At 39.5% G+C, this 19,622-nt stretch carries 17 protein-coding genes; 9 read left to right on the top strand and 8 right to left on the bottom strand.

Going from position 1 to position 19,622, the window contains the following annotated elements; translation table 11 throughout:
• The first annotated feature begins 131 nt into the window (after positions 1 to 131).
• From H6G08_RS16595 to H6G08_RS16605, 3 genes are all read left to right on the top strand, one after another.
• Positions 132 to 338: a hypothetical protein gene (locus H6G08_RS16595; RefSeq protein WP_190544785.1), complete on the top strand. Its 207-nt coding sequence runs from the start codon at positions 132 to 134 to the stop codon at positions 336 to 338.
• A 72-nt stretch (positions 339 to 410) separates the two neighbouring features.
• Positions 411 to 626, top strand: a complete 216-nt coding sequence (locus tag H6G08_RS16600) for a hypothetical protein (protein WP_190544788.1) — start codon at positions 411 to 413, stop codon at positions 624 to 626.
• Between the two features lie 225 nt (positions 627 to 851).
• Positions 852 to 1,073, top strand: a complete 222-nt coding sequence (locus tag H6G08_RS16605) for a DUF4327 family protein (protein ID WP_190544791.1) — start codon at positions 852 to 854, stop codon at positions 1,071 to 1,073.
• Positions 1,074 to 1,238: 165 nt separating this feature from the next.
• On the opposite strand, the gene hcp is transcribed toward H6G08_RS16605, so the two are convergent.
• The gene (gene hcp / locus H6G08_RS16610; RefSeq protein ID WP_190544795.1) at positions 1,239 to 2,873 is read right to left on the bottom strand and encodes a hydroxylamine reductase; all 1,635 of its coding nucleotides are present in this window, start codon (positions 2,871 to 2,873) and stop codon (positions 1,239 to 1,241) included.
• Between the two features lie 274 nt (positions 2,874 to 3,147).
• Here hcp and H6G08_RS16615 point away from each other — a divergent pair, with 274 nt between their 5' ends.
• Positions 3,148 to 3,843 (top strand): Crp/Fnr family transcriptional regulator, encoded by a 696-nt coding sequence (locus tag H6G08_RS16615; RefSeq protein ID WP_190544797.1) that lies wholly within the window; start codon positions 3,148 to 3,150, stop codon positions 3,841 to 3,843.
• A gap of 10 nt (positions 3,844 to 3,853) precedes the next feature.
• Here the strand turns inward: H6G08_RS16615 and H6G08_RS16620 are convergent, their stop codons facing one another.
• The 4 genes from H6G08_RS16620 to H6G08_RS16635 all read right to left on the bottom strand — a co-directional run bounded on the left by H6G08_RS16620 (position 3,854) and on the right by H6G08_RS16635 (position 7,355).
• Complete coding sequence (locus H6G08_RS16620) at positions 3,854 to 4,441, bottom strand: L,D-transpeptidase (protein WP_190544800.1); 588 nt, start codon at positions 4,439 to 4,441, stop codon at positions 3,854 to 3,856.
• Positions 4,442 to 4,513: 72 nt separating this feature from the next.
• Positions 4,514 to 5,725, bottom strand: a complete 1,212-nt coding sequence (locus tag H6G08_RS16625) for an RNA-guided endonuclease InsQ/TnpB family protein (RefSeq protein ID WP_190544804.1) — start codon at positions 5,723 to 5,725, stop codon at positions 4,514 to 4,516.
• 448 nt (positions 5,726 to 6,173) lie between these two features.
• Positions 6,174 to 6,632: a hypothetical protein gene (locus tag H6G08_RS16630; protein ID WP_190544806.1), complete on the bottom strand. Its 459-nt coding sequence runs from the start codon at positions 6,630 to 6,632 to the stop codon at positions 6,174 to 6,176.
• Positions 6,633 to 6,671: 39 nt separating this feature from the next.
• Positions 6,672 to 7,355 (bottom strand): MORN repeat-containing protein, encoded by a 684-nt coding sequence (locus H6G08_RS16635; RefSeq protein ID WP_190544808.1) that lies wholly within the window; start codon positions 7,353 to 7,355, stop codon positions 6,672 to 6,674.
• Between the two features lie 985 nt (positions 7,356 to 8,340).
• Between H6G08_RS16635 and H6G08_RS16640 the strand changes: the two genes are divergently transcribed.
• The gene (locus H6G08_RS16640) at positions 8,341 to 9,840 is read left to right on the top strand and encodes a protein kinase domain-containing protein (protein WP_190544811.1); all 1,500 of its coding nucleotides are present in this window, start codon (positions 8,341 to 8,343) and stop codon (positions 9,838 to 9,840) included.
• A 35-nt stretch (positions 9,841 to 9,875) separates the two neighbouring features.
• Here the strand turns inward: H6G08_RS16640 and H6G08_RS38195 are convergent, their stop codons facing one another.
• Entirely contained in the window at positions 9,876 to 9,998 is a 123-nt protein-coding gene (locus H6G08_RS38195; RefSeq protein WP_277877834.1) for a hypothetical protein, read from the bottom strand.
• A gap of 59 nt (positions 9,999 to 10,057) precedes the next feature.
• Complete coding sequence (locus tag H6G08_RS16645) at positions 10,058 to 11,533, bottom strand: MFS transporter (protein ID WP_190544813.1); 1,476 nt, start codon at positions 11,531 to 11,533, stop codon at positions 10,058 to 10,060.
• 845 nt (positions 11,534 to 12,378) lie between these two features.
• On the opposite strand from H6G08_RS16645, the gene H6G08_RS16650 reads away from it, so the two are divergent.
• Complete coding sequence (locus H6G08_RS16650) at positions 12,379 to 14,163, top strand: ShlB/FhaC/HecB family hemolysin secretion/activation protein (RefSeq protein WP_190544815.1); 1,785 nt, start codon at positions 12,379 to 12,381, stop codon at positions 14,161 to 14,163.
• 23 nt (positions 14,164 to 14,186) lie between these two features.
• Here H6G08_RS16650 and H6G08_RS16655 read toward each other — a convergent pair whose 3' ends face one another.
• A complete protein-coding gene (locus H6G08_RS16655) occupies positions 14,187 to 14,750 on the bottom strand; it encodes an NUDIX hydrolase (protein ID WP_190544818.1) in 564 nt (187 codons plus the stop codon).
• A 99-nt stretch (positions 14,751 to 14,849) separates the two neighbouring features.
• On the opposite strand from H6G08_RS16655, the gene ybiA reads away from it, so the two are divergent.
• The 3 genes from ybiA to H6G08_RS16670 all read left to right on the top strand — a co-directional run bounded on the left by ybiA (position 14,850) and on the right by H6G08_RS16670 (position 19,581).
• Positions 14,850 to 15,335 carry a riboflavin biosynthesis intermediates N-glycosidase gene (gene ybiA / locus H6G08_RS16660; protein ID WP_190544820.1) on the top strand — a complete coding sequence of 162 codons (486 nt, stop codon included), beginning with the start codon at positions 14,850 to 14,852 and terminating at the stop codon, positions 15,333 to 15,335.
• Positions 15,336 to 15,813: 478 nt separating this feature from the next.
• Complete coding sequence (locus H6G08_RS16665) at positions 15,814 to 18,615, top strand: GAF domain-containing sensor histidine kinase (protein WP_190544823.1); 2,802 nt, start codon at positions 15,814 to 15,816, stop codon at positions 18,613 to 18,615.
• Positions 18,616 to 18,810: 195 nt separating this feature from the next.
• On the top strand, positions 18,811 to 19,581 hold the full coding sequence (locus tag H6G08_RS16670) for a hypothetical protein (protein WP_190544826.1): 771 nt from the start codon (positions 18,811 to 18,813) through the stop codon (positions 19,579 to 19,581).
• Positions 19,582 to 19,622 lie beyond the last annotated feature (41 nt).

The raw sequence follows: 19,622 nt of genomic DNA on the forward strand, positions 1-19,622 counted from the left end.
GAAATATAAATAAAATTGCTGCGCTGAGAATGACTAATGAAAGCCCTTACCAGCTACTTTAAATTGCACAGATCTACTGATTACATTAACGTGACGCGATCGCTGATATTTTGCCGCCATAAAAATAAATAATGAACGAACAACGCCTCTGTGCATATCTTAATTTAATTCAAGCAATTTTAAACTGTGCTAACGGTCAAGAAGGTAAAGTTTTAGCTGCCAATCAAGATTTGATTGATTCTCTTTTTATCAATATATTAAAGCAAGTTGCCCGTCAAATGGCAATAAAAGGTGCAAATAATACTGCTGTTTATCATCTGACTGAAGTATTGCAATAAATATCGCAATCTTTAAGTAACTTAGAAAAAATCTGGAATTCGAGATGGCAATTACCTAATCCATTATGGTACATGGATGTCTTAGAACGTGCCCAATCCGCTAATTGGTTGCTGACAAGTGAAGAAATAGAAAAGTTAATTGGAGTTAAACCTAAGTGCGCAGTCGGTAAAGATTCATTCCAACGTGGTTGTTGGATTTTTACCAAATCTGGAAAGATGGGTTTACAAACTGCATGGCGAATTTCTAAGTACACAGATCCAACTAATAGGGTTAGACATAATTCGTAATTAGATTGTTGCAACGATTTAATATATTTCTCAGGTTGGTTGATTTATGCTGTGGTGTAGAGTCTATTTTTAAAAAGCGTAAATCCTCAAGTATAAAGTCCACTTCCGGCAATAGGACTTTTCATCATATAATTAAGTTTAATTGCCGATAGACTTACTAGCAAGTCAGCAACAATTAATGCACTAGACTAATGTGTTACAAATAGTAATTTTGGAGTGATTTTTATGAAAACTGCTGTTAAATACGACCTCGATGTTCTGAGGGAAGAAGCTCGTTATCTGGTAAGGAAAGGATCTGTTAAACGGAATGAACCAATCTATGCCTTATGTAAGTTTATTCCTGGTCGTGATTGGGTTTGTGTAGAGTTAGAATTGGAAAAAAATGAATTTTTGTTAAGAGATCCGATTATTGATTTGTTAGCAAATGAAACATGGAGCGAAGATTGATCGAGGCAGAGGGGCAGGGAGCAGGGAGCAAGGGGGACAAGGGAAGGGGGACAAGGAGGACAAGGGGGACAAGGAGGAAAATAAATGATTATTGACTCTTGACCATTGACTATTGACTCTTGACTCTTGACTCTTGACCAATGCCCCATGCCCCATGCCCCATATTTAACTAAGACAAGCCGCTAAATCTTGCTCTGCTGAAGTGATGAGTTTGAGTTGGAATTTTTCGGAGAGGATCTTGACTACATTAGGTGTTAAGAAAGCTGGAAGTGTGGGGCCGATGCGAATATTTTGGATACCTAAATAAAGTAGGCTGAGGAGAACTGCGATCGCTTTTTGTTCGTACCAAGATAGTACTAGTGAAAGTGGCAGTTGATTGACGGTAACATCAAAGGCTTGAGCTAAGGCGACAGCAATTTGAATTGCTGAGTAAGCATCGTTACATTGTCCCACATCAAGGAGGCGCGGAATACCGCCAATATTGCCTAAATCTTTGTCAAAGAAGCGGAACTTACCACAGCCTAACGTTAAAACGACACAATCATCGGGAAGCTTTTCGACTAATTCACTATAGTAATTACGTCCGGGTTTAGCGCCATCGCAACCACCAACAAGGAAGAAGTGACGAATACTACCATCTTTGACAGCGTTAACTACAGCATCAGCAACACCTAACACGGCATTGCGCGCAAAGCCTGTAGTTACTGTACCGCGATCGCACTCTGATTCAAATCCTGGCATCGACTCAGCCTTGGCGATAATGCTGGAAATATCGCGAATACTGGTATGTTGCAATCCAGGATAACCCACAGGCCCCAAGGTAAATACTTTATCTTGATAAGATTGATGGGGAGGCATGAGGCAGTTAGTTGTCATGACAATTGCGCCAGGGAAATGATCAAACTCATGGGTTTGATTTTGCCATGCTGTACCGTAATGTCCGTGTAAATGCGGATAAGTTTGTTTGAGTTTAGGATAGCCATGTGCGGGTAGCAGTTCGCCGTGGGTATAAACCTTGATACCAGTACCGACGGTTTGCTCAAGGACAGCCTTCAACGCGAGTAAATCATGTCCAGAAACCAGAATTGCCTTACCAACGGTAGAGCCAAGGGGGACAACGGTGGGTGTAGGATGACCAAAGGTGGTTGTATTGCCCGCATCCAAGAGTTCCATTGCTTTCAGGTTGATTTCTCCAACTTTCAGCGCCAAAGCCAGCCACTCTTCTAGAGTCTTGTCTTGAGCATCTAAATTAGCGAGAACTTCATGACAGAAGGTATACAAACCTTCATCATGTTGATCGAGTTCACAAGCATGGAAAGCATAGGCAGCCAAACCTTTAAGTCCATACAATACGGTGAGTTTAAGGGAGAAAATATCTATATTTTTAGCAGATTGACCGATAAATGCAAATTCTAAGTCTTTTCCTTGCTGAATTTGTTGTTTAGTATCGCTATCAGGTTGAAAATTAGCCATTGCAGACTCAACCACAGCATTACCTGTAGCTTTAATTTGTAACTTGAGGCTTTCACGTAAAGCGATCGCTCGATTTACAAAGTTGATAAAATCATCTACAGAAAAGTTAACGTTTGTGAGGGTAGAAAATAGCATCTCACAGGTAAACTCATCAGTTTCGCGAGTTGCGATTCCTAGAGACTTTGCTTGTAACGCCACTTGCGATAGTCCCCGCAAACAATGGACTAATAAATCTTGTAAAGCGTCAACTTCTGGACTTTTACCACAAGCTCCCCACTGATGACAGACATCGCCACGAGTTGTTTGTTCACATTGATTGCAGAACATAATCTTCTCTCTCAAATCTTCATGCTTCTAGGTTATGAAGAAGCCAAAAGTAAATCCTTGATCTAAGTCAAAAGGAGATATAAAGTTTGGTAACAATATAGGGCATGGGGCATGGGGCATGGGGCATGGGGCAGGGGGACAAAGGAGACAAGGAGGACAAGGGAGACAAGGGAGACAAGAGAAGGGGGATAATATCTACAAATGACAAATGACAAATGACAAATGACCAATGACTATTGACTATTGACTATTGACTATTGACTATTGACAAGTAATGACTTTAACCGAACGTGTTTTAGAAGTTAAACAGTTTTTACAGAGTACGCCGATTTTTCAGGGTGTATTAGATGAGCAATTACAAGCATTAGCGAATATTTCGATTCTCCAGACTTATAAAAAAGGAGCGACGATATTTTTAGAGGGAGATCCGGGGAGCGGGTTTTTTATTGTCAAATCTGGGAGAATTAAGGTTTTTAAGCTGGCTAATGCAGGTAAAGAACAAATTCTGCATATCTTTGCTGCGGGAGATCATTTTGCAGAGGTACCGGCTTTTGATGGGGGACAATTTCCGGCTTCAGCTGGGGCGATTGAAAATTCTGAGGTGGTATTTATTCCTCGTGCAGCATTTTTGATGGTTTTACAACAACACCCAACTTTAGCGATCGCTATTTTAGGAACTTTTGCCCGCCATTTGCGCAAATTAACTTTTTTGGTTGATACCCTGTCTTTTAAGGAAGTACCGGAACGTTTAGCCAACTACTTGTTAAATTTGAGCAGTCGCCGGGGTAATGCTGATGTGTTCGAGCTAGATTTAGCTAAAGGACAACTAGCGGCGCTTTTAGGCACAATTCCCGAAACCCTCTCCCGTGCCTTTTATAAACTCAGTCAAGATGGGATGATTGAAATCAATGGTACCAGTATTAAATTGTGCGATCGCGATCGCTTGATGAATGTAGGAAAAAATAAATAACCGGGAAGTATCAATTTTCTACTACAACAGGAGTACCCATTTTGACAAGCTCATACAGTTCGCGGACATGCTCGTTATACATGCGAACGCAACCATGAGAAACTGCTTTACCAACAGATGCTCTATCGGGCGTTCCGTGAAATCCGATGTATTCTCTACCACTATTCCAAAAAGCAATCCAGCGTTCCCCCAAGGGATTATTTGGGCCTGGAAGAACTAATTTCCCAGTTTGAGGATGTGTCCAATCTGGGTTTTTTAGCATTTCAATTACTTTGAATTTTCCTACTGGTGTTTCTAACCCTGGTTTCCCAATTGCAACAGGATAACTAGCTTGTAAATTGTCTCCTGAATATACATATAGCTGCCGCATTCTCAGTTTTAGGACTAAATGAATATTTTTTGGTGCGGTTGCGGGAATAGTTGGCTTTATGATAGGAATTGCTGGTTTCTCTGTTGTTTTTTGGGAAATTACACCTTGCTTCAATTCCACTTTAGCAGTAGGTTCTGATTGCAGCCAGAAAAACATTGTAATTGCACTGACAGCAATACCTAAACTAATACTAATATTGAGGTTTTTTTCAATTATCTTGTTTTCCATAAATTACTCAGCTTCTAGCAAAGCTATTTGAGTTTAAATTATTAATTTATGAATATATTGACACTCTCCGCCCTATAAGGGCGAAGATTCTTCAATCATAGACCCAACTTGCTCAGACAGGATTACTCCTGCATGAGTAGAGGTCGAATCTCCTGAAGCGTTGGGATCTAAGATCCAAGTTCCCGTATGCCCTACGGTACTCAAGGCTAATTTCAGAATATTGATGGCAGCATTCCAATCCCTATCCATGACAAAGCCACATTCGCAAACATGGGTTCTTGTTGATAGAGATTTTTTGACAACTGCACCACAACTAGAGCATTCACCAGAAGTGTAGGCAGGGTTAACCGCAACAGTTATTCTGCCAAACTTCACCCCAAAATACTCTAACCATTTCCTGAATTGATACCAACCAGCATCATTAATAGATTTGGCGAGACAGTGATTTCTAACTAAATTTTTAATCCTCAAATCTTCATAGGCGACCAAATCGTGAGATTGGATGACGCAACGCGCTATTCTCTTAGCGTGTTCTTCACGTTGCCTACTTATTTTGAGGTGTACTCGCCCTAATTTATTAATAGCTTTCTTACGGTTGGCAGAAGCCCTTTTTTTTCTAGAAACGCGCCTTTGTCGAAACTTGAGGCGTTTCTCTGTTGTGCGATAAAACCTTGGATTAGGTTCACTGTGTCCATTACTGTCTGTGTAGAACTCTTTTAGTCCAACGTCCAAACCGATAGTTTTACCAGTTGGTTGTGTTTCTACTTTGTTATCTACACTCACCAAAAATTGAACATAGTACCCGTCTGCACGACGAACTAACCTAACTCGTTTTATCTGTTCTAATTGGTAGAAGTTTAAATCCCACGTTCCTTTAAGTTTGAGCTTGCCAATCCCTTTTTTGTCGGTGAAGGTTATTTGTTTCCGGTCTTGTGAAAGTGACCACCCAGACGTTTTGTATTCCACTGAGCGAGAATTCTTCTTAAACTTTGGATATGCCTTTTTACCCACAACAGACTTTTTGCAGTTGTCGTAGAAACGAGCAATAGAACTATAAGCTCGTTCAATAGAGGCTTGGCAAGCGCTAGAATTCAAAGCTTTTACAAATGGGAATTCACCTCTCAATGACTTGCTCAGACGATATAAGTCTTTTTGTCCTACACCTCGGTTATCCATCCAAAAACGGATAGCTTTGTTGCGGACAAATTGAGCAGATCTAATCGCCTCATCAATAGCAGTGTATTGAGTTGTTTTCCCCTTGGCTTTAAATTCTAAAACAATCATTTGCGTGGAAAACTCTTACGCAAATATGATAACACAATTCAAGCCGTCCTGGAAGCGGCGCACTGAGAGCTACACCCGAAGTGGACGGGGCTTTAGACCCATTTTCTTGGTAAATAAATCAACTAATTCAAAAAAGATCCTCAAGATAGACTCTTCTCAACTGTGCTATATCTGGATTTAGTAATTCAGATAATTTAGGCGATCGCCAAGTGTAAATTATAATATTTTCAAATATATTTAACAAGTATTAATAGTGCTTAACCTATTAATTAATTTTCTAATAAAATAATGCAATCAGATAATATATATTGAATTTGCAAATTCAATTTTATCAGTCTCTTGTGGGGCAGGTAAGATGCCTGCCTCGATGATGCCAGTAGCCTGATAAGATTTAAGAATTCAGAAGAATTTGAATTTCTAAATTCTTAAATCTTAACTTTCGCTAGTTTTACCATCTTCTGATGGGGAAATTACCAGGAACTGCCTGTATTTTAGGCGTTGGTGCAGTAGTTTTTCTAATCCTCCTTCTTGTAGGAGTTTGTCCTTGGGTTGTGTAATTTACAGTTCTTACTCTTGGTTTAGATTCTGTCCGATTAACCGCCGTTGAACGCCTTGATATTCTTCTGGGTGCTTCTGTATTATCTGCTATTGAACGTCTTGATACCCTTCTAGGTTCTGCTCTACTAATTACCTTTGAACGTCTTGATGCGCGTGATGATGATTGTCTCTCTCCTGAGGCTCTTGCAACTATTGCCGGCCCAGCAGAGGGTAATTGATCATCATTGTTGTTAGATGCTATTGCTGGGCCTGCTACAGGAAGTGCTTCTTGAGCTAATAATCGTTGGGATGGAATTAAACTCAAACTTGCGAACACAAATAGAGCTGTAGCAGAAAGTAGAATTTTCATTTTTTCCAAAAACCTTTGCCTTGTTAAATTATATGTAGACTAACGGTAATCGCGGTTGAATGATTTACATGAAAAATTATCAATTCCTTCTAATTTATCCGCATTCCAGCGTCCATCTTGCTCAGTCTTATCGGCAAATATATAGACTCCTTCTCCTTGACATTTACTGTTAGTGAAGTTTCCTCTATATTCATTTCCGTTTCTTAATTTTAAAGCCCCCAGTCCTTGCAATTGATCGTTCTTAAATTCTCCTACATAATAGTTAATATTACTTTCGACTGGATAAGATAATCTTCCACAACCATGACGTTTATTATTTTTAAAGTCTCCATAATACTGAAACCCATTTTCTTTAAATACCATCAACCCTCTGCCATTGGCTTGTTTTGTTCTTGCATCTATCTGTCCGTAATATTTATAGACTTTAGTTTCCCAGGTTGGTTTACCTGTAGCTGAAGGTGGTGAGGATAACTCTGACTCGCTATCGCAAGGAAGTTGGGAGAATTTGCCAGAATTTGGTACATTATTTGGTGTTGTTTCCGGAACTGGTGTAGTAGTTGGTGTAGATGATGGTGATGATGGGGTTGTTGGGGAATCTGGTAAAGTGCTGGGTTTTGATGAGTCAGGCGATACTTGTTGACCTAATATTTTCTGTACTGGAAAAATACCTAAAGTTGTCAACACAAGTAAACAAGTAGCCGAAATTATCAATTTTTTATTCATAAAACCCTATTTTTTTAAACTAAACTACCGGAAGATTTGAGCAAATTTTGGAGAAAAAATTGATTTGTATGTTGAGCGAGTTAATTTTGTTAAACTACAGCAATTGAGCGACAAATTTTCCATTCCAGCTAAGATTATTACTGGGGATTTTGTCGCACAAAGTCAGGCAAAACAGCCTCAGGGCATTTTGCCTATATAGGTTAATTATTAGAGGTAGCATGATTTTACCGAGTGCATCGTCATGATTTTTAAAAAACAAAATTTATTCATCTAGCCAAAAATTATGTAAGTATTTTATGTTACATAATTTTTTCTTTGGCTTTGATAATAAAAATTACACAAACAGCTAATTAGTGTTTTGATGCTTATTTAAATACAGCCAATACTAGTTTCTATTGTTACTAGATTTGCTAGAATTTAATTACGCAAAATAACACACATAGCTCATCTGAACAGCACTTAAGTATATATTAGCAGGAGATATTAATTTCTGGTAGTACTTAAGTCTAAGAAAATATAAACTCACTGTCATAATAATGGCTGTGTTTGGCACAAACTTGCCCTCAAAGATTTAAATTTTTATGGAAAAAAATCATCATAATCTATATTGACAAGATAATTTTTACAAAAATTTACTATTTTTTCAGAGAAATAATAAATTAGGAGTAACAATGAATACCAAACACTACTTTATGCCAGGAAGACAATTATACAACCAGTTAATTTCCTATAAATTACCCAAGATAATTAAATATTTTAAGTTTTGAGATGGTTTTTTTAAAAAAATATAATAGCATAAAATATAAGATATATAGAATTACTAGTTCCTTGTTTATGGCTGAATATCGCTTTTGCTGCTACAACATTTGGTTCTAGCATGTAAGAATTTTAGATGCCAAGAAATAAATTTACTATTGTATTTAGTTGAGTTTCAACGCCTATAAATTACATCTTATATTCCTAATTTGAAGGTTAAGTAAATCCGATGGACTATCGTAGCATCATACTCCGCAGCCGTTACAAAGTTATTCAACCCTTGGATAGTGGTGGATTTGGTGAAACATATTTAGCAGAGGATTTGGATATACCGACAGATCCGAAGCCGAAATGTGTGGTTAAGCATCTAAAACCACAAAACCAAAATGAAGAACTTTTAAAAATTGCTAAAAATTTATTCGATCGGGAAGCTGGAGCTTTATATCGTTTAGGTCAGATGAGCGATCGCATTCCCAGACTATTTGCCCATTTTGAAGAGAACGGCGAATTTTATTTAGTACAAGAATTTATTGATGGGCATGACTTAAGCAAAGAAATAATCTTAGGTCAGCCTTGGAAAGAAGCACAAGTCAAAAAACTACTCACAGATGTTTTAGAAATTTTAGTAGTTGTTCATCAACAAAATATTATTCATCGGGATATTAAACCCAAAAATATCATGCGTCGTCAAGATGGAACGATTGTGCTAATTGATTTTGGCGCAGTCAAAGAAATTAAAGGCTTAGAGACGAATACTCAAGGTATAGTGACATCGACCATCTTGATTGGTACAAATGGCTATATGCCAAACGAACAAGCTAATGGTAAACCAAAGCTGTCTAGCGATGTGTATGCAGTAGGAATGCTAGGAATCCAAGCAATCACAGGGATAGCACCGCAAAATTTACCGGAAGATCCTGTAACTGGTGAAATCATTTGGCGGGATCATGCAAATGTCAGCGATAGGTTGGCTGAAGTGTTAACAACTATGGTACGTTCTCACTTTAGCCAACGTTACCCCACAGCCACAGAAGCTTTACAAGCACTGACTCAATCACGACCAATACCATCAGCAAAAGTACAGTCACAAACCAAGCGATCGCTAATTAATCCAAAATTAATCCTAGCAGGGGGGGTAGGTTTAATGGCATTAATCGCGTCTTTGTACTTTGTACCTAAATATTTAGCTCAATCACCATCTCCTGTAAACAATCCAGAAACTCCTAACCCCACACCAGTAACGACAAAAAAATTCGTGGAGTTACCTTGTGATGGCGAGCGAGAATTATCCTCACTACCTCCAGCTACAGGTAAACCAGCTTGGGAAACTGAGAGATATAAATATTACGGACAGATAGATCCAACTACAAAAAACGCTAATGGTAGAGGGTTGATGGTATTTAAGCAGGGTGGTTTTCAATACTATGGAGACTTTAAAAATAATCAACGTAATGGTTGTGGAAGATTATCCTATCCAGAATCTTCCGATCTCAGTTATTATTTAGGTCAATTTCAAAACGATCAATATCAAGGGCTAGGGAGATTGAAATGGAAGAATGGTAATGAATATAGAGGAAACTTTGCTAATAATCAATGCCAAGGAGAAGGAGTATTACATATAACAGCAGATAATACAGAACATGATGGTAAATGGCAGAAAAATCAGTTGGAAGGAAGCAATGTTTTATGTAATAAGCAGTCTTCATCACCCGTTGCTAGCCAGAAGTAAATTTTTTAGGACTTACGCAAAAGTTGCCAAAAAGCTTAATTTATTGAACCGCCCTTCGGGTTCGCCACTTTGCCATCGTGACGGGAACCGCCAAAACGGCAAGTGGACTCACCAAGACGCCAAGAACGCCAAGAATTCGTAGAGTGTGCGTAAGTCATATTTTTAATGCGCGAATTTTGAATTGTTAAATTATTGATATTTTTGGCGAAAATCTCAATTAAACTGCCATTTTCTCTGTAGAGACTAACTTTGCTTTTGGCTTAAAAGACAGAACTTTTTCGATAACATAAGTCAGGGATTTACTGCGGGGTTCGCGGACAAAGAATAAGGGGAAAAGCGCTATTAAGCGTAAAGCGGCGGAAAGGGCAAATAATCCAGGTAAACCACCAATAATATCTAGTTGGGCTAAAAAACCGCCAGTTGTTGCACCTAAACCACCACAAACACCAGTAACCGCAGCTGCGATCGCAAAATATTGCGAAGGACTATCTAATGGAGCCATCTCCATCTGAATATTACTGTTACATAAGTCGAGGGCTGCACCAAAACCACCCCAAATTAGGTGTATTAAGGGTAGCCATAACCAGACAGAAATTAAGTCACTACCCAAGCCTAGCCACAATAAGGGCGTGACAGCAATTAAACTACCAACCAATAATAATATGGGACGATTGCCGACGCGATCGGCTAACTTACCCCAAATTACTAACATCACTAAATTAGCCCCAGCCAGTAAACTTGCATAAAGAGTGACTGTAGTCAAGGCTAAATCTAAGTTTTTCAACAGATAAAGATTAAAAAACGGCGAGCTGAGGTTAACGGCGAATGTCCACAACCCCACATACAGGAGAAATTTTAAGAAATTCCGATCTTTAAAGATAGTAAATAGCTGCGGTTGAGAATCTTGGGAATTTTCTGCAGTGAGAGACGCAGTTTTACCAGCGCGGTAAACTTGGGGATTGACATCCACCATCCAAAATTGACAAGCCAAACTAATTAAGCCGATGATGACGCCAAAAAATAACAGTATGGCGTAAGCTTGAATATCACCACCAGGGTAAGCCGAGACAATATATCCGAGAATTGGTACAGATAACAAATTCGTCAAACTACCTGCACTATTGCGCAAACCAAAATAACGTCCGCGTAAAGCAGGGGGAACTAAAGCAGCCATCCAGCTAAACCAGGCGCAACCGCCTAAGGCTCCCAAGATATTGGTGACGAGGATAATTGCTAAAGTCCCAATAACTAACTGATGGGATTCCATATCCGAACAGCAGAACCAAGCAATACCTCCAACTAAAACCAACCACAGCAGTCTAGAGGGGCCAAAAATCATCATTGTATACCAATGGCGGCTGGTAGTGCGATCGGCTAGGTAGGCTCCGAATGGTTGTAAGAAGTTCGCCAGTAGGGGAATGGAAGAGAGCAAGCCAATTTCCACTGGGTTAGCACCTAACTGGAGTAAGAAGTTAACCAGCAATACACCGCCGGTAATATTAGAAAAAATAGCTGCAAATACTCCATCCAGAGTCGAAGCTTTGAGACTAGTTCGAGTAGCTTGCTTAGAGATTTTCGGTGGAGAATCTGTCCAAGGTATGAGTGCTGATGCTGGAGTGGGCTTAATGAGTTCTACTTCTAGAGGAGATGAGCTGTTGAGTAGTTCTTCAGCAGAGGGAGATAGAGTCTTCACTAGCGAAAATCTGACTTTATTGGTGGTAATAAACTGACAATAAGCTGGCGATTAACACACAGTAACAGCCAAAAGCATGATAGATTTTCAATCTAACGACACAAAAATTCAAATAAAATATTATACCGAAAGACTCTTGACAAAATACTCCCCAAGAGGGGGTTTTTCCTTAAAGATGAAGAGTCAACAAAGCTACATTACAGCAAGTTAAAGGATGAAATCTCGTGTTATTTGTGTGTAATTTATTACATTAATTTATTGAGATAAGAGAGAAAAATAAGAGGACAGGTAAAATATTTAATACCACTCAATTACTTTTTGAAAGCTAATTAATATTTATCTTTAAAAGTGAAAAAGCTAATAATTTAGCTGTTATGTAAATTTGAGTTATTCGTGTTGTTGAAATATATAATTATTTGGTGATTTTCAAATATAGGTAAATAGTTTAATAGATAAAATCTCCGATATTGGTAAGGCATAGAAATATCTCAATTGGCAGAAATCAAGAATATAAATTGTCAATTATCTGTGAGCAAATCTCTCAACTGCGACAAGAGTGTATATTTCCTCTATCTAGGATAGATTTCCTAACTTGTGCAATATTGCTATAGGATTACTAGATATTGATTTTGTCTAATTGGCGGTTGGGAAGGGGTATTTGATGTGCTTGGCAAATTCCAGGAACATACCAGATAATAGTGAAACTTCAGGTATCAGTTTAAACTCTAGGTGAAATTTTTCATTTAGCTGGGAGTTAGATCAATAAATATGACACAAACTACTCTCCTGTAATGTCAACTTGCTGACCGATAAATTTTCATGTCCCTTGAACTGTCACAATAAATATGAGCAATCAATTTTCTCCCCAGCGAGCATTATTATGGTTACAACTGAGTATATTAGTGTTGCTTGGCAGCATGAATTCTCGGTCAGCACAGGCCCAGACGATTAATACCGTACAAGTGCCAAATAATACTTCTATTCTCTCCCAACAGTTGCCACCGCCACAAGATGTGCAACCACCCATACCTTCCCCATCTCCCACACCTAACCCACCCCAGCCATTACCCCCACCAGAAGAGTTACTTCCCGCGCCTAGTCCTAACCCTACACCAGAGCAACCGTTTCCCGACAAGCTACCAGAAACGATTGTTGTAGATAAGTTTGAAATTGTGGGGAGTACAGTTTTCTCTCAGGAAGAGTTAGCCGCAGCGATCGCGGAATTTACTAAAAGGCCGATATCTCTAGCAGAGATATTTCAAGCGCGGTCGAAAATTACTGATTTATATGTCAAGAAGGGTTATATTACCTCCGGTGCGTACATTCCCCCCCAAACTATTAAGTCTGGTGTGGTGAAAATTCAGATTGTGGAAGGTAAGTTAGAAGAAATTCAGATAACTGGAACTCGCCGTCTCAATCCTAATTATGTCCGCAGTCGATTAGCGATCGCTACCGGCGCACCGTTAAATCGCGAAAAATTACTCGAAGCATTGCAACTACTGCAACTGAATCCCTTAATTCAAAACCTCTCAGCAGAACTATCCGCCGGTTCTCGTCCCGGTGTCAGCGTGTTACAAGTAGAAGTGAGGGAAGCCAAAACCTTTAGTTCGCAAATCGTCTTAGATAATGGGCGATCGCCTAGTGTAGGTAGTTTCCGTCGGCGCTTACAAATCAATCAAGCTAACTTGCTCGGCTTCGGAGATGGTTTTAACTTTGCTTATACGAATACCGATGGTAGCAATGCCTTTGATGTCGGCTATAGCATACCCCTTAACGCTCGTAACGGTACCCTTTCTTTTAACTTTGGTACCACATCCAGCAATGTTATTGAAGAACCCTTTAATATTCTTGATATTGAATCCTCTTCCCGTTATTACGAAATTACCTATCGTCAACCGATTGTTCAAACTCCTACCCAAGAATTTGCTGTAGGGTTGACAGCTTCGCGGAGAGAAAGCGAAGCTAGTTATATTGAAGGCGATCGCTTACCTTTCCCCTCATTAGGTGCTGATGCTGAAGGTAAAACCCGCATCTCTGCACTGCGATTTTTCCAAGAATGGACAAGTCGTAATAGCCGCGAAGTCATCGCTTTGCGATCGCAATTTAATTTAGGTATAGATGTATTAAATCCAACTATAAATCAAGAAGCCCCCGATAGTCAGTTTTTCTCTTGGCAAGGTCAAGCCCAGTGGGCAAGGCTATTAGCGCCGGAAACATTATTAATTCTCCGCGCAAATACGCAACTAGCTTCTAGAGCTTTGCTACCTTTAGAACAACTCGGTTTAGGTGGGATTGATACAGTACGCGGCTATCGTCAAGATTACTTATTAACAGATAATGGTGCATTCGCTTCTGCTGAAGTGCAAGTACCGATTCTGCGCTTACCGAAGATGAATAGTGTATTGCAGATTATCCCCTTTGTTGACTTTGGTGTAGCTTGGAATAGTTCTAATCGGGATAACCCAGACCCCAATACCTTAGCATCTGTGGGTTTAGGCTTGCGTTGGACACAAGGCGATCGCTTTACTGCCCGTCTTGATTGGGGTATTCCTTTAGTATCTGTAGAATCCAGAGATAACACCTGGCAAGAAAACGGGCTGTATTTCTCTTTGATTTACAATCCTTTTTAATGTTAACGGTCAATAGTCAACAGTCAACAGTCAACAGTCAACACTTCCTGATACCACCACTCCAGCAGTACAGCACGACATTGTAAACAGGTAAGATTCTGGAGTAAATCATGTATACCTGTGGTATTTCTGGGATAAGTTGCACCAACATACTCAGCAGCAACTATTGGTATAGGTTCCAGTTCGGCGACAAAGCCGTACAGTTTCTGGTTAGAAAAAGAACTATTCACCGCCCAACCTTGAACATTCAAAGGTATGAGTCGGCTAATTGTTGTCGTTGCAATTCCTAATTCTCGTTGCAGAATAGCTGGAACTACCGCATCGGGGCTTTGTCCTGGGGGTAAGCGCCCGCCAGGAAAGTCCCAGGTGAGTTGACTCAATCCCGGTCGATAGCTTGGCGGTGGGAGAATTATCTGATGGGCTTGAATGGGGAGAATGACCACAGAATCGGCTTTCTCCACGCGCCAGTATTCTAATATTTGACCGCGATTGTCTTCTAGATGTTCGCCAATTACAGTTAACCAACTTGAGCGCATTTCCACAAAGCGATCGCGGATTTTCCAGTTTTCTGTTGAGAATTGTTGCATAACTTGAGACTTTAAAACATACAAATCTGCTAACGGAAAGTTAAAAATTTATTAGTTGTCGGGCTAAAGTTTAAGTTGATATTGAAGAGCAATTTTCAGATGACTATTTACTTTTACAAGGTTTGGCAGCCTTATGGCTGTTTTTCTAACTTTTCTCCCCACGGAATTAAAATCCAGGGTACTTATTGGTCAACGGTTGAGCATTATTATCAAGCACAAAAGTTTGTTGGCAGCAAAGATGCAGCAATTATACCTCTAATCCACCAAGCCACAACTCCAGAAGAAGCAGCTGCTTTAGGACGTTGTAGTAGCCGCCAAATGCGCGCTGATTGGCATCAAGTAAAAACTCAAGTGATGCGAGAAGCAGTTCTGAAAAAGTTTCTCACCCATACTGAAATTCGCGACATTCTCTTAGGCACAGGTGAGGAACTTTTAGTAGAAAATTCTCCTAATGATTATTTTTGGGGTTGCGGTATTAATAAAACTGGTGAAAACCATCTTGGTAAAGTTCTCATGAGTGTACGTGAAGAAATTCGCAAGCGATTTTCTGTAACTGCAATTGCCGAAAAGCATTTGCAGTATTAATTACATTCATACGCTGACTGAGCGACTTAGAGGGGGAATCACTAAATTCCCCTAATTAAAAAGTTTTTAACTAGATAACTTCTGGATTATTTGTTGATTTATTTTCAACAAAACGTTTATATATGCGTCAATATTGATACAAGCCTAGAAATTTTATGCAAATTTTGTAATTTGCATAAAAATACCCTATACATCTGCTAATTGTTAGTTATAGAATTAGGTGTTTAATAATTAACTTTTTCTTAATAATTTAGCCTGTAAAACTCTGAATTTTTCCGAGGAAACACAGGTAAACGCGAGTTCGCTAAATCTTTTCTATACACCTTCCCTTTATAGGAAAACAATCAGATTAACCATACCGCTAACTATGGGGGATCAAAATACCCCGAAATAGCGGAAATGTCTGGATTGAGGAGAAATTCTCTTCAGCGAACAACGTGGTTCAGGGAAAGATAAATTACTTTAGTGTAGACAACTAATGGCTTTTACCAATCAACCAAATGCCTGGGAGCAATCCTTCGATCCACAGAGTTTACTGCATCGAATGACCGATCGCATTCGGCGATCGCTCGAACTTGAAGAAATTTTAGCAGCTACCGTTGCGGAAGTGCGTTCATTTCTGGGGACAGACCGAGTGATGGTTTATCGGTTTGATCGCGATGAGAGTGGTGAAGTGATTGCAGAATCGATTCACGAACAGCGACTACCATCTCTATTAGGGTTGCACTTTCCTGCAAATGATATTCCCGAGTATGCCAGAGAGATGTTTGTCACCTTGCAGCAAAGGTCAATTGTGGATGTAGCCAATGGTAAAATTGGGCTATCGCCACTATATTCGCCACAGATTAACGAATCAACAGCTACAGAAAATATCTATTATCGAAAAGTAGACCCCTGTCATCTTCAATACTTAACGGCAATGGGCGTCCAGTCTTCCTTGGTAATACCAATTTTACATCGGGATCTCAAGCAGCAATCAGCCAAGTCTCAATTATGGGGATTGTTAGTATCGCACCACAGCGAGTCGAGAACTATTGCGCCTTGGGAACTGAAATTATTACAACAAGTTACAGATCAGGTAGAAATTGCGATCGCTCAAAGCAATCTTCTCAGTCAAACCCGTCTCCAGCAACAACAACAAACGATTCTCAACCAAGTTAGCATTCTGTTACATCAATTACCAACTATTCAATTACAAACCGCCCTAGAAACTACTATTGCAGCTTTAGCTGGTACAGGTGGCAGATTATATATTGAGCATAGTCGAGAACTTTATCTTTGGGGCGAACAGCCGAAATTACCCTATGAAGCAGAAAATATTGCTCTCGAACAGCATCCCGTTTGGCAAAATTGGATGGGTGATTGTAAACCCGGTCAAGTTTTAGCAATTACCGATCTTTATCAAGAAGCGTCTTTGCGAGTTTTAGCCCTAGCTTTTAAAGCTACGAAAATTCGCGGAATATTGCTGATTCCTTTACATAATCGCCAGAAATTCATCGGTGTTTTCACTATTTTTCGGGCTGAATTTGATACAGAAATTTTGTGGGCTGGACGCTGCGAGCAAAATCAGCGCCAACAACTACCCCAGCTTTCCTTTGATATATGGCGAGAAGAGAGAAAAGGCCAAGCATTAGAATGGAAACCTGAAGATATTTTCTTAGGACAGGCTTTAGGCTATCACTTCTCAATGGCGCTTCAGCAGCAGGAGATGTACCAACAGGTACAAGCACTCAATACCAATCTAGAACAACGGGTACAGGAAAAAACTGCTGAACTGGAAAAATCATTAATGATTACCAAAGCGATCGCCCAAATCACCCAGCAAATCGGCAGTACCTTAGACTTAGAAACCATCTTACAAACTATTGTTCGAGAAGTCCGCCCTTTGCTCAATTGCGATCGGGTGTTAATTTTCCAAATATTACCGGAATCTAACAGTCAGGTAATTGTAGAACAAAGCAATGGCAAATATCCCTCAGTTTTAGGAATTAAAGCCCCCGAAGAATGCTTTCCTGATGAATATACTCGCTTGTATCTGCAAGGAAGAGTGCGCGCTATTCACAATGTCTATACAGCGAATTTGAGTGGTTGTCATCAAGAATTCTTGCAGAGTATGCAAGTGCAAGCTAACTTAATTATCCCCATTAAAATGGGTATGCAACTATGGGGATTACTTATAGCTCATCAATGTGATGCGCCGCGAGATTGGCAAGATACAGAAATCGAGTTAATGTTACAGTTAGCAGATCAAGCAGCGATCGCAATTCAACAAGCACAACTATATAAACAAAGTCAAGCTGCGGAAACTCAAGCCAAGGCTAAAGCCCAACAATTAGAACAAACTTTAACAGAACTCAAACATACCCAAACACAATTGATTCAAACTGAAAAAATGTCTAGTTTGGGACAGTTAGTTGCAGGTATTGCCCATGAAATTAATAATCCTGTTAACTTTATTTACGGTAATTTGGCTTACGCTCAAGACTATACCCAACAACTATTACAACTATTACAACTCTACCAATCCCGCTATCCCCAACGCGATCGGGAAATTAGTGATTTAGAAACAGCAATCGATGTGGACTTTGTCGCCCAAGACTTACCAAAAATCATCTCCTCTATGCAAATAGGAGCCGATCGCATCTGTTCTATTGTCCTATCTTTACGCAATTTCTCCCGTTTAGATGAGGCAGAATATAAGCCTGTTGACTTGCACGAAGGCGTTGACAACACTTTACTAATATTACAACATCGCCTAAAATCTACAGTCGATTTCCCTGGAGTCCAGATACTTAAAGATTATGGTGACTTACCCTCGATCAAATGTTATGCCGGACAATTGAATCAAGTATTCATGAATGTTATCAGCAACGCTATTGATGCTTTACAATTGAAAGCAGATAAAGAAACATTTTTTCAGCCTTCTATATGTATTTCCACCAGAGTCTCAGCAGATAATTCCTTTGTATTAATTCGGATTGCTGATAACGGCCCGGGAATGACAGAAGAAATCAAACAAAGAATTTTTGACCCTTTTTTCACAACTAAACCTGTGGGTAAGGGTACAGGATTAGGTCTGGCTATTAGCTATCAAATTATCGTGGAAAAGCATGGTGGCATTATTGAATGTATCTCAGAGGTTGATCAAGGTACAGAGTTTTGGATAGAATTACCTCTCAACCCACAATGCAAAGTTAATAATTTATCGTTTAATTCATCACTGTTAAACTCTAAGAGATGGAAAGGTAAAACTAGTTTTCATAAGTTCACAAATGCCTGAGTCAATGGTCAATGGTCAATGGTCAACGGTCATTTGTCAGAGACGCGATGAATCGCGTCTGTACAATTGTCATTGGTTCGCTAACAACTGACAACTGACAACTGACAACTAACCACTGACAACTGACCACTCTGAGCAAAATTGGTATAAGCTTGTACAAAGTTAAATAGCACAAGATAGTTGAAATAGCGCCTTATGTCAATTATTGCGCTCAGAGCATGGTATATACAAGATTATGAGCCAATTCCGGAATTGGAAAAACGTCCGCCAGATATTCGCCTGAGTAAGAAAAGTCTGTTGCGATCGGGATTGAGAGCAGATTTTTTGGAAGATAGCGATGAAGTCAAACAATCAACTTGGTTTAGCCGCTATCTCGAAGGGGAGACTATTGAATTTTATGTTGAAGGTAGTGGTGGCTATTGCGTCGCCAATATTGACTTGATTAGTCATGAAATTTATTTTACTAAGCAAGCGCTGTTAGCTCAATTAGAGCCAACTATTTTTTTATGCTATCAAACTGAGTATGCCGCAGCGAGCGAAGCTTTGCGAGAAGGGCTGCAAAAAACTTTAGAAACCTTAAACAAGCGATCGCGTCTTCCCCTAACTTTAGTAGAATCATATCGTCCGGGAACTGGCCCCTTAAGGCTTTCGGCGGGTATTTTGCGCAAAATCCGCAAGAGTTTATTATTTATTGCAGACACAACTGCGATCGCGAGTACCCCCGGTAAAGAAACTACACAATTGGTTCCCAGTCCCAATGTCTGTATTGAAATCGGCTATGCAATCCAAAGTAAGCGATCGGAACAAATTTTACTAGCGCAAATGCAACGTCCAGACTTAGAAGGCGAATTTCCCTTTGATTTACCTAAGCAGCAAATTCTTCAATTCCAAAACAGCAAAGAACTCAATAAAATTCTCAGCGTTGCAATTCCCGCCCAGCTTGCAAGATTTAAGCTGTTTTTTTAATTAAATTATTTTTTGTTAAGAATTGCAAATAAATTCATAAT

It is taken from the genome of Calothrix anomala FACHB-343 (assembly GCF_014696435.1).
Classification (GTDB): domain Bacteria; phylum Cyanobacteriota; class Cyanobacteriia; order Cyanobacteriales; family Nostocaceae; genus Aulosira; species Aulosira anomala_A.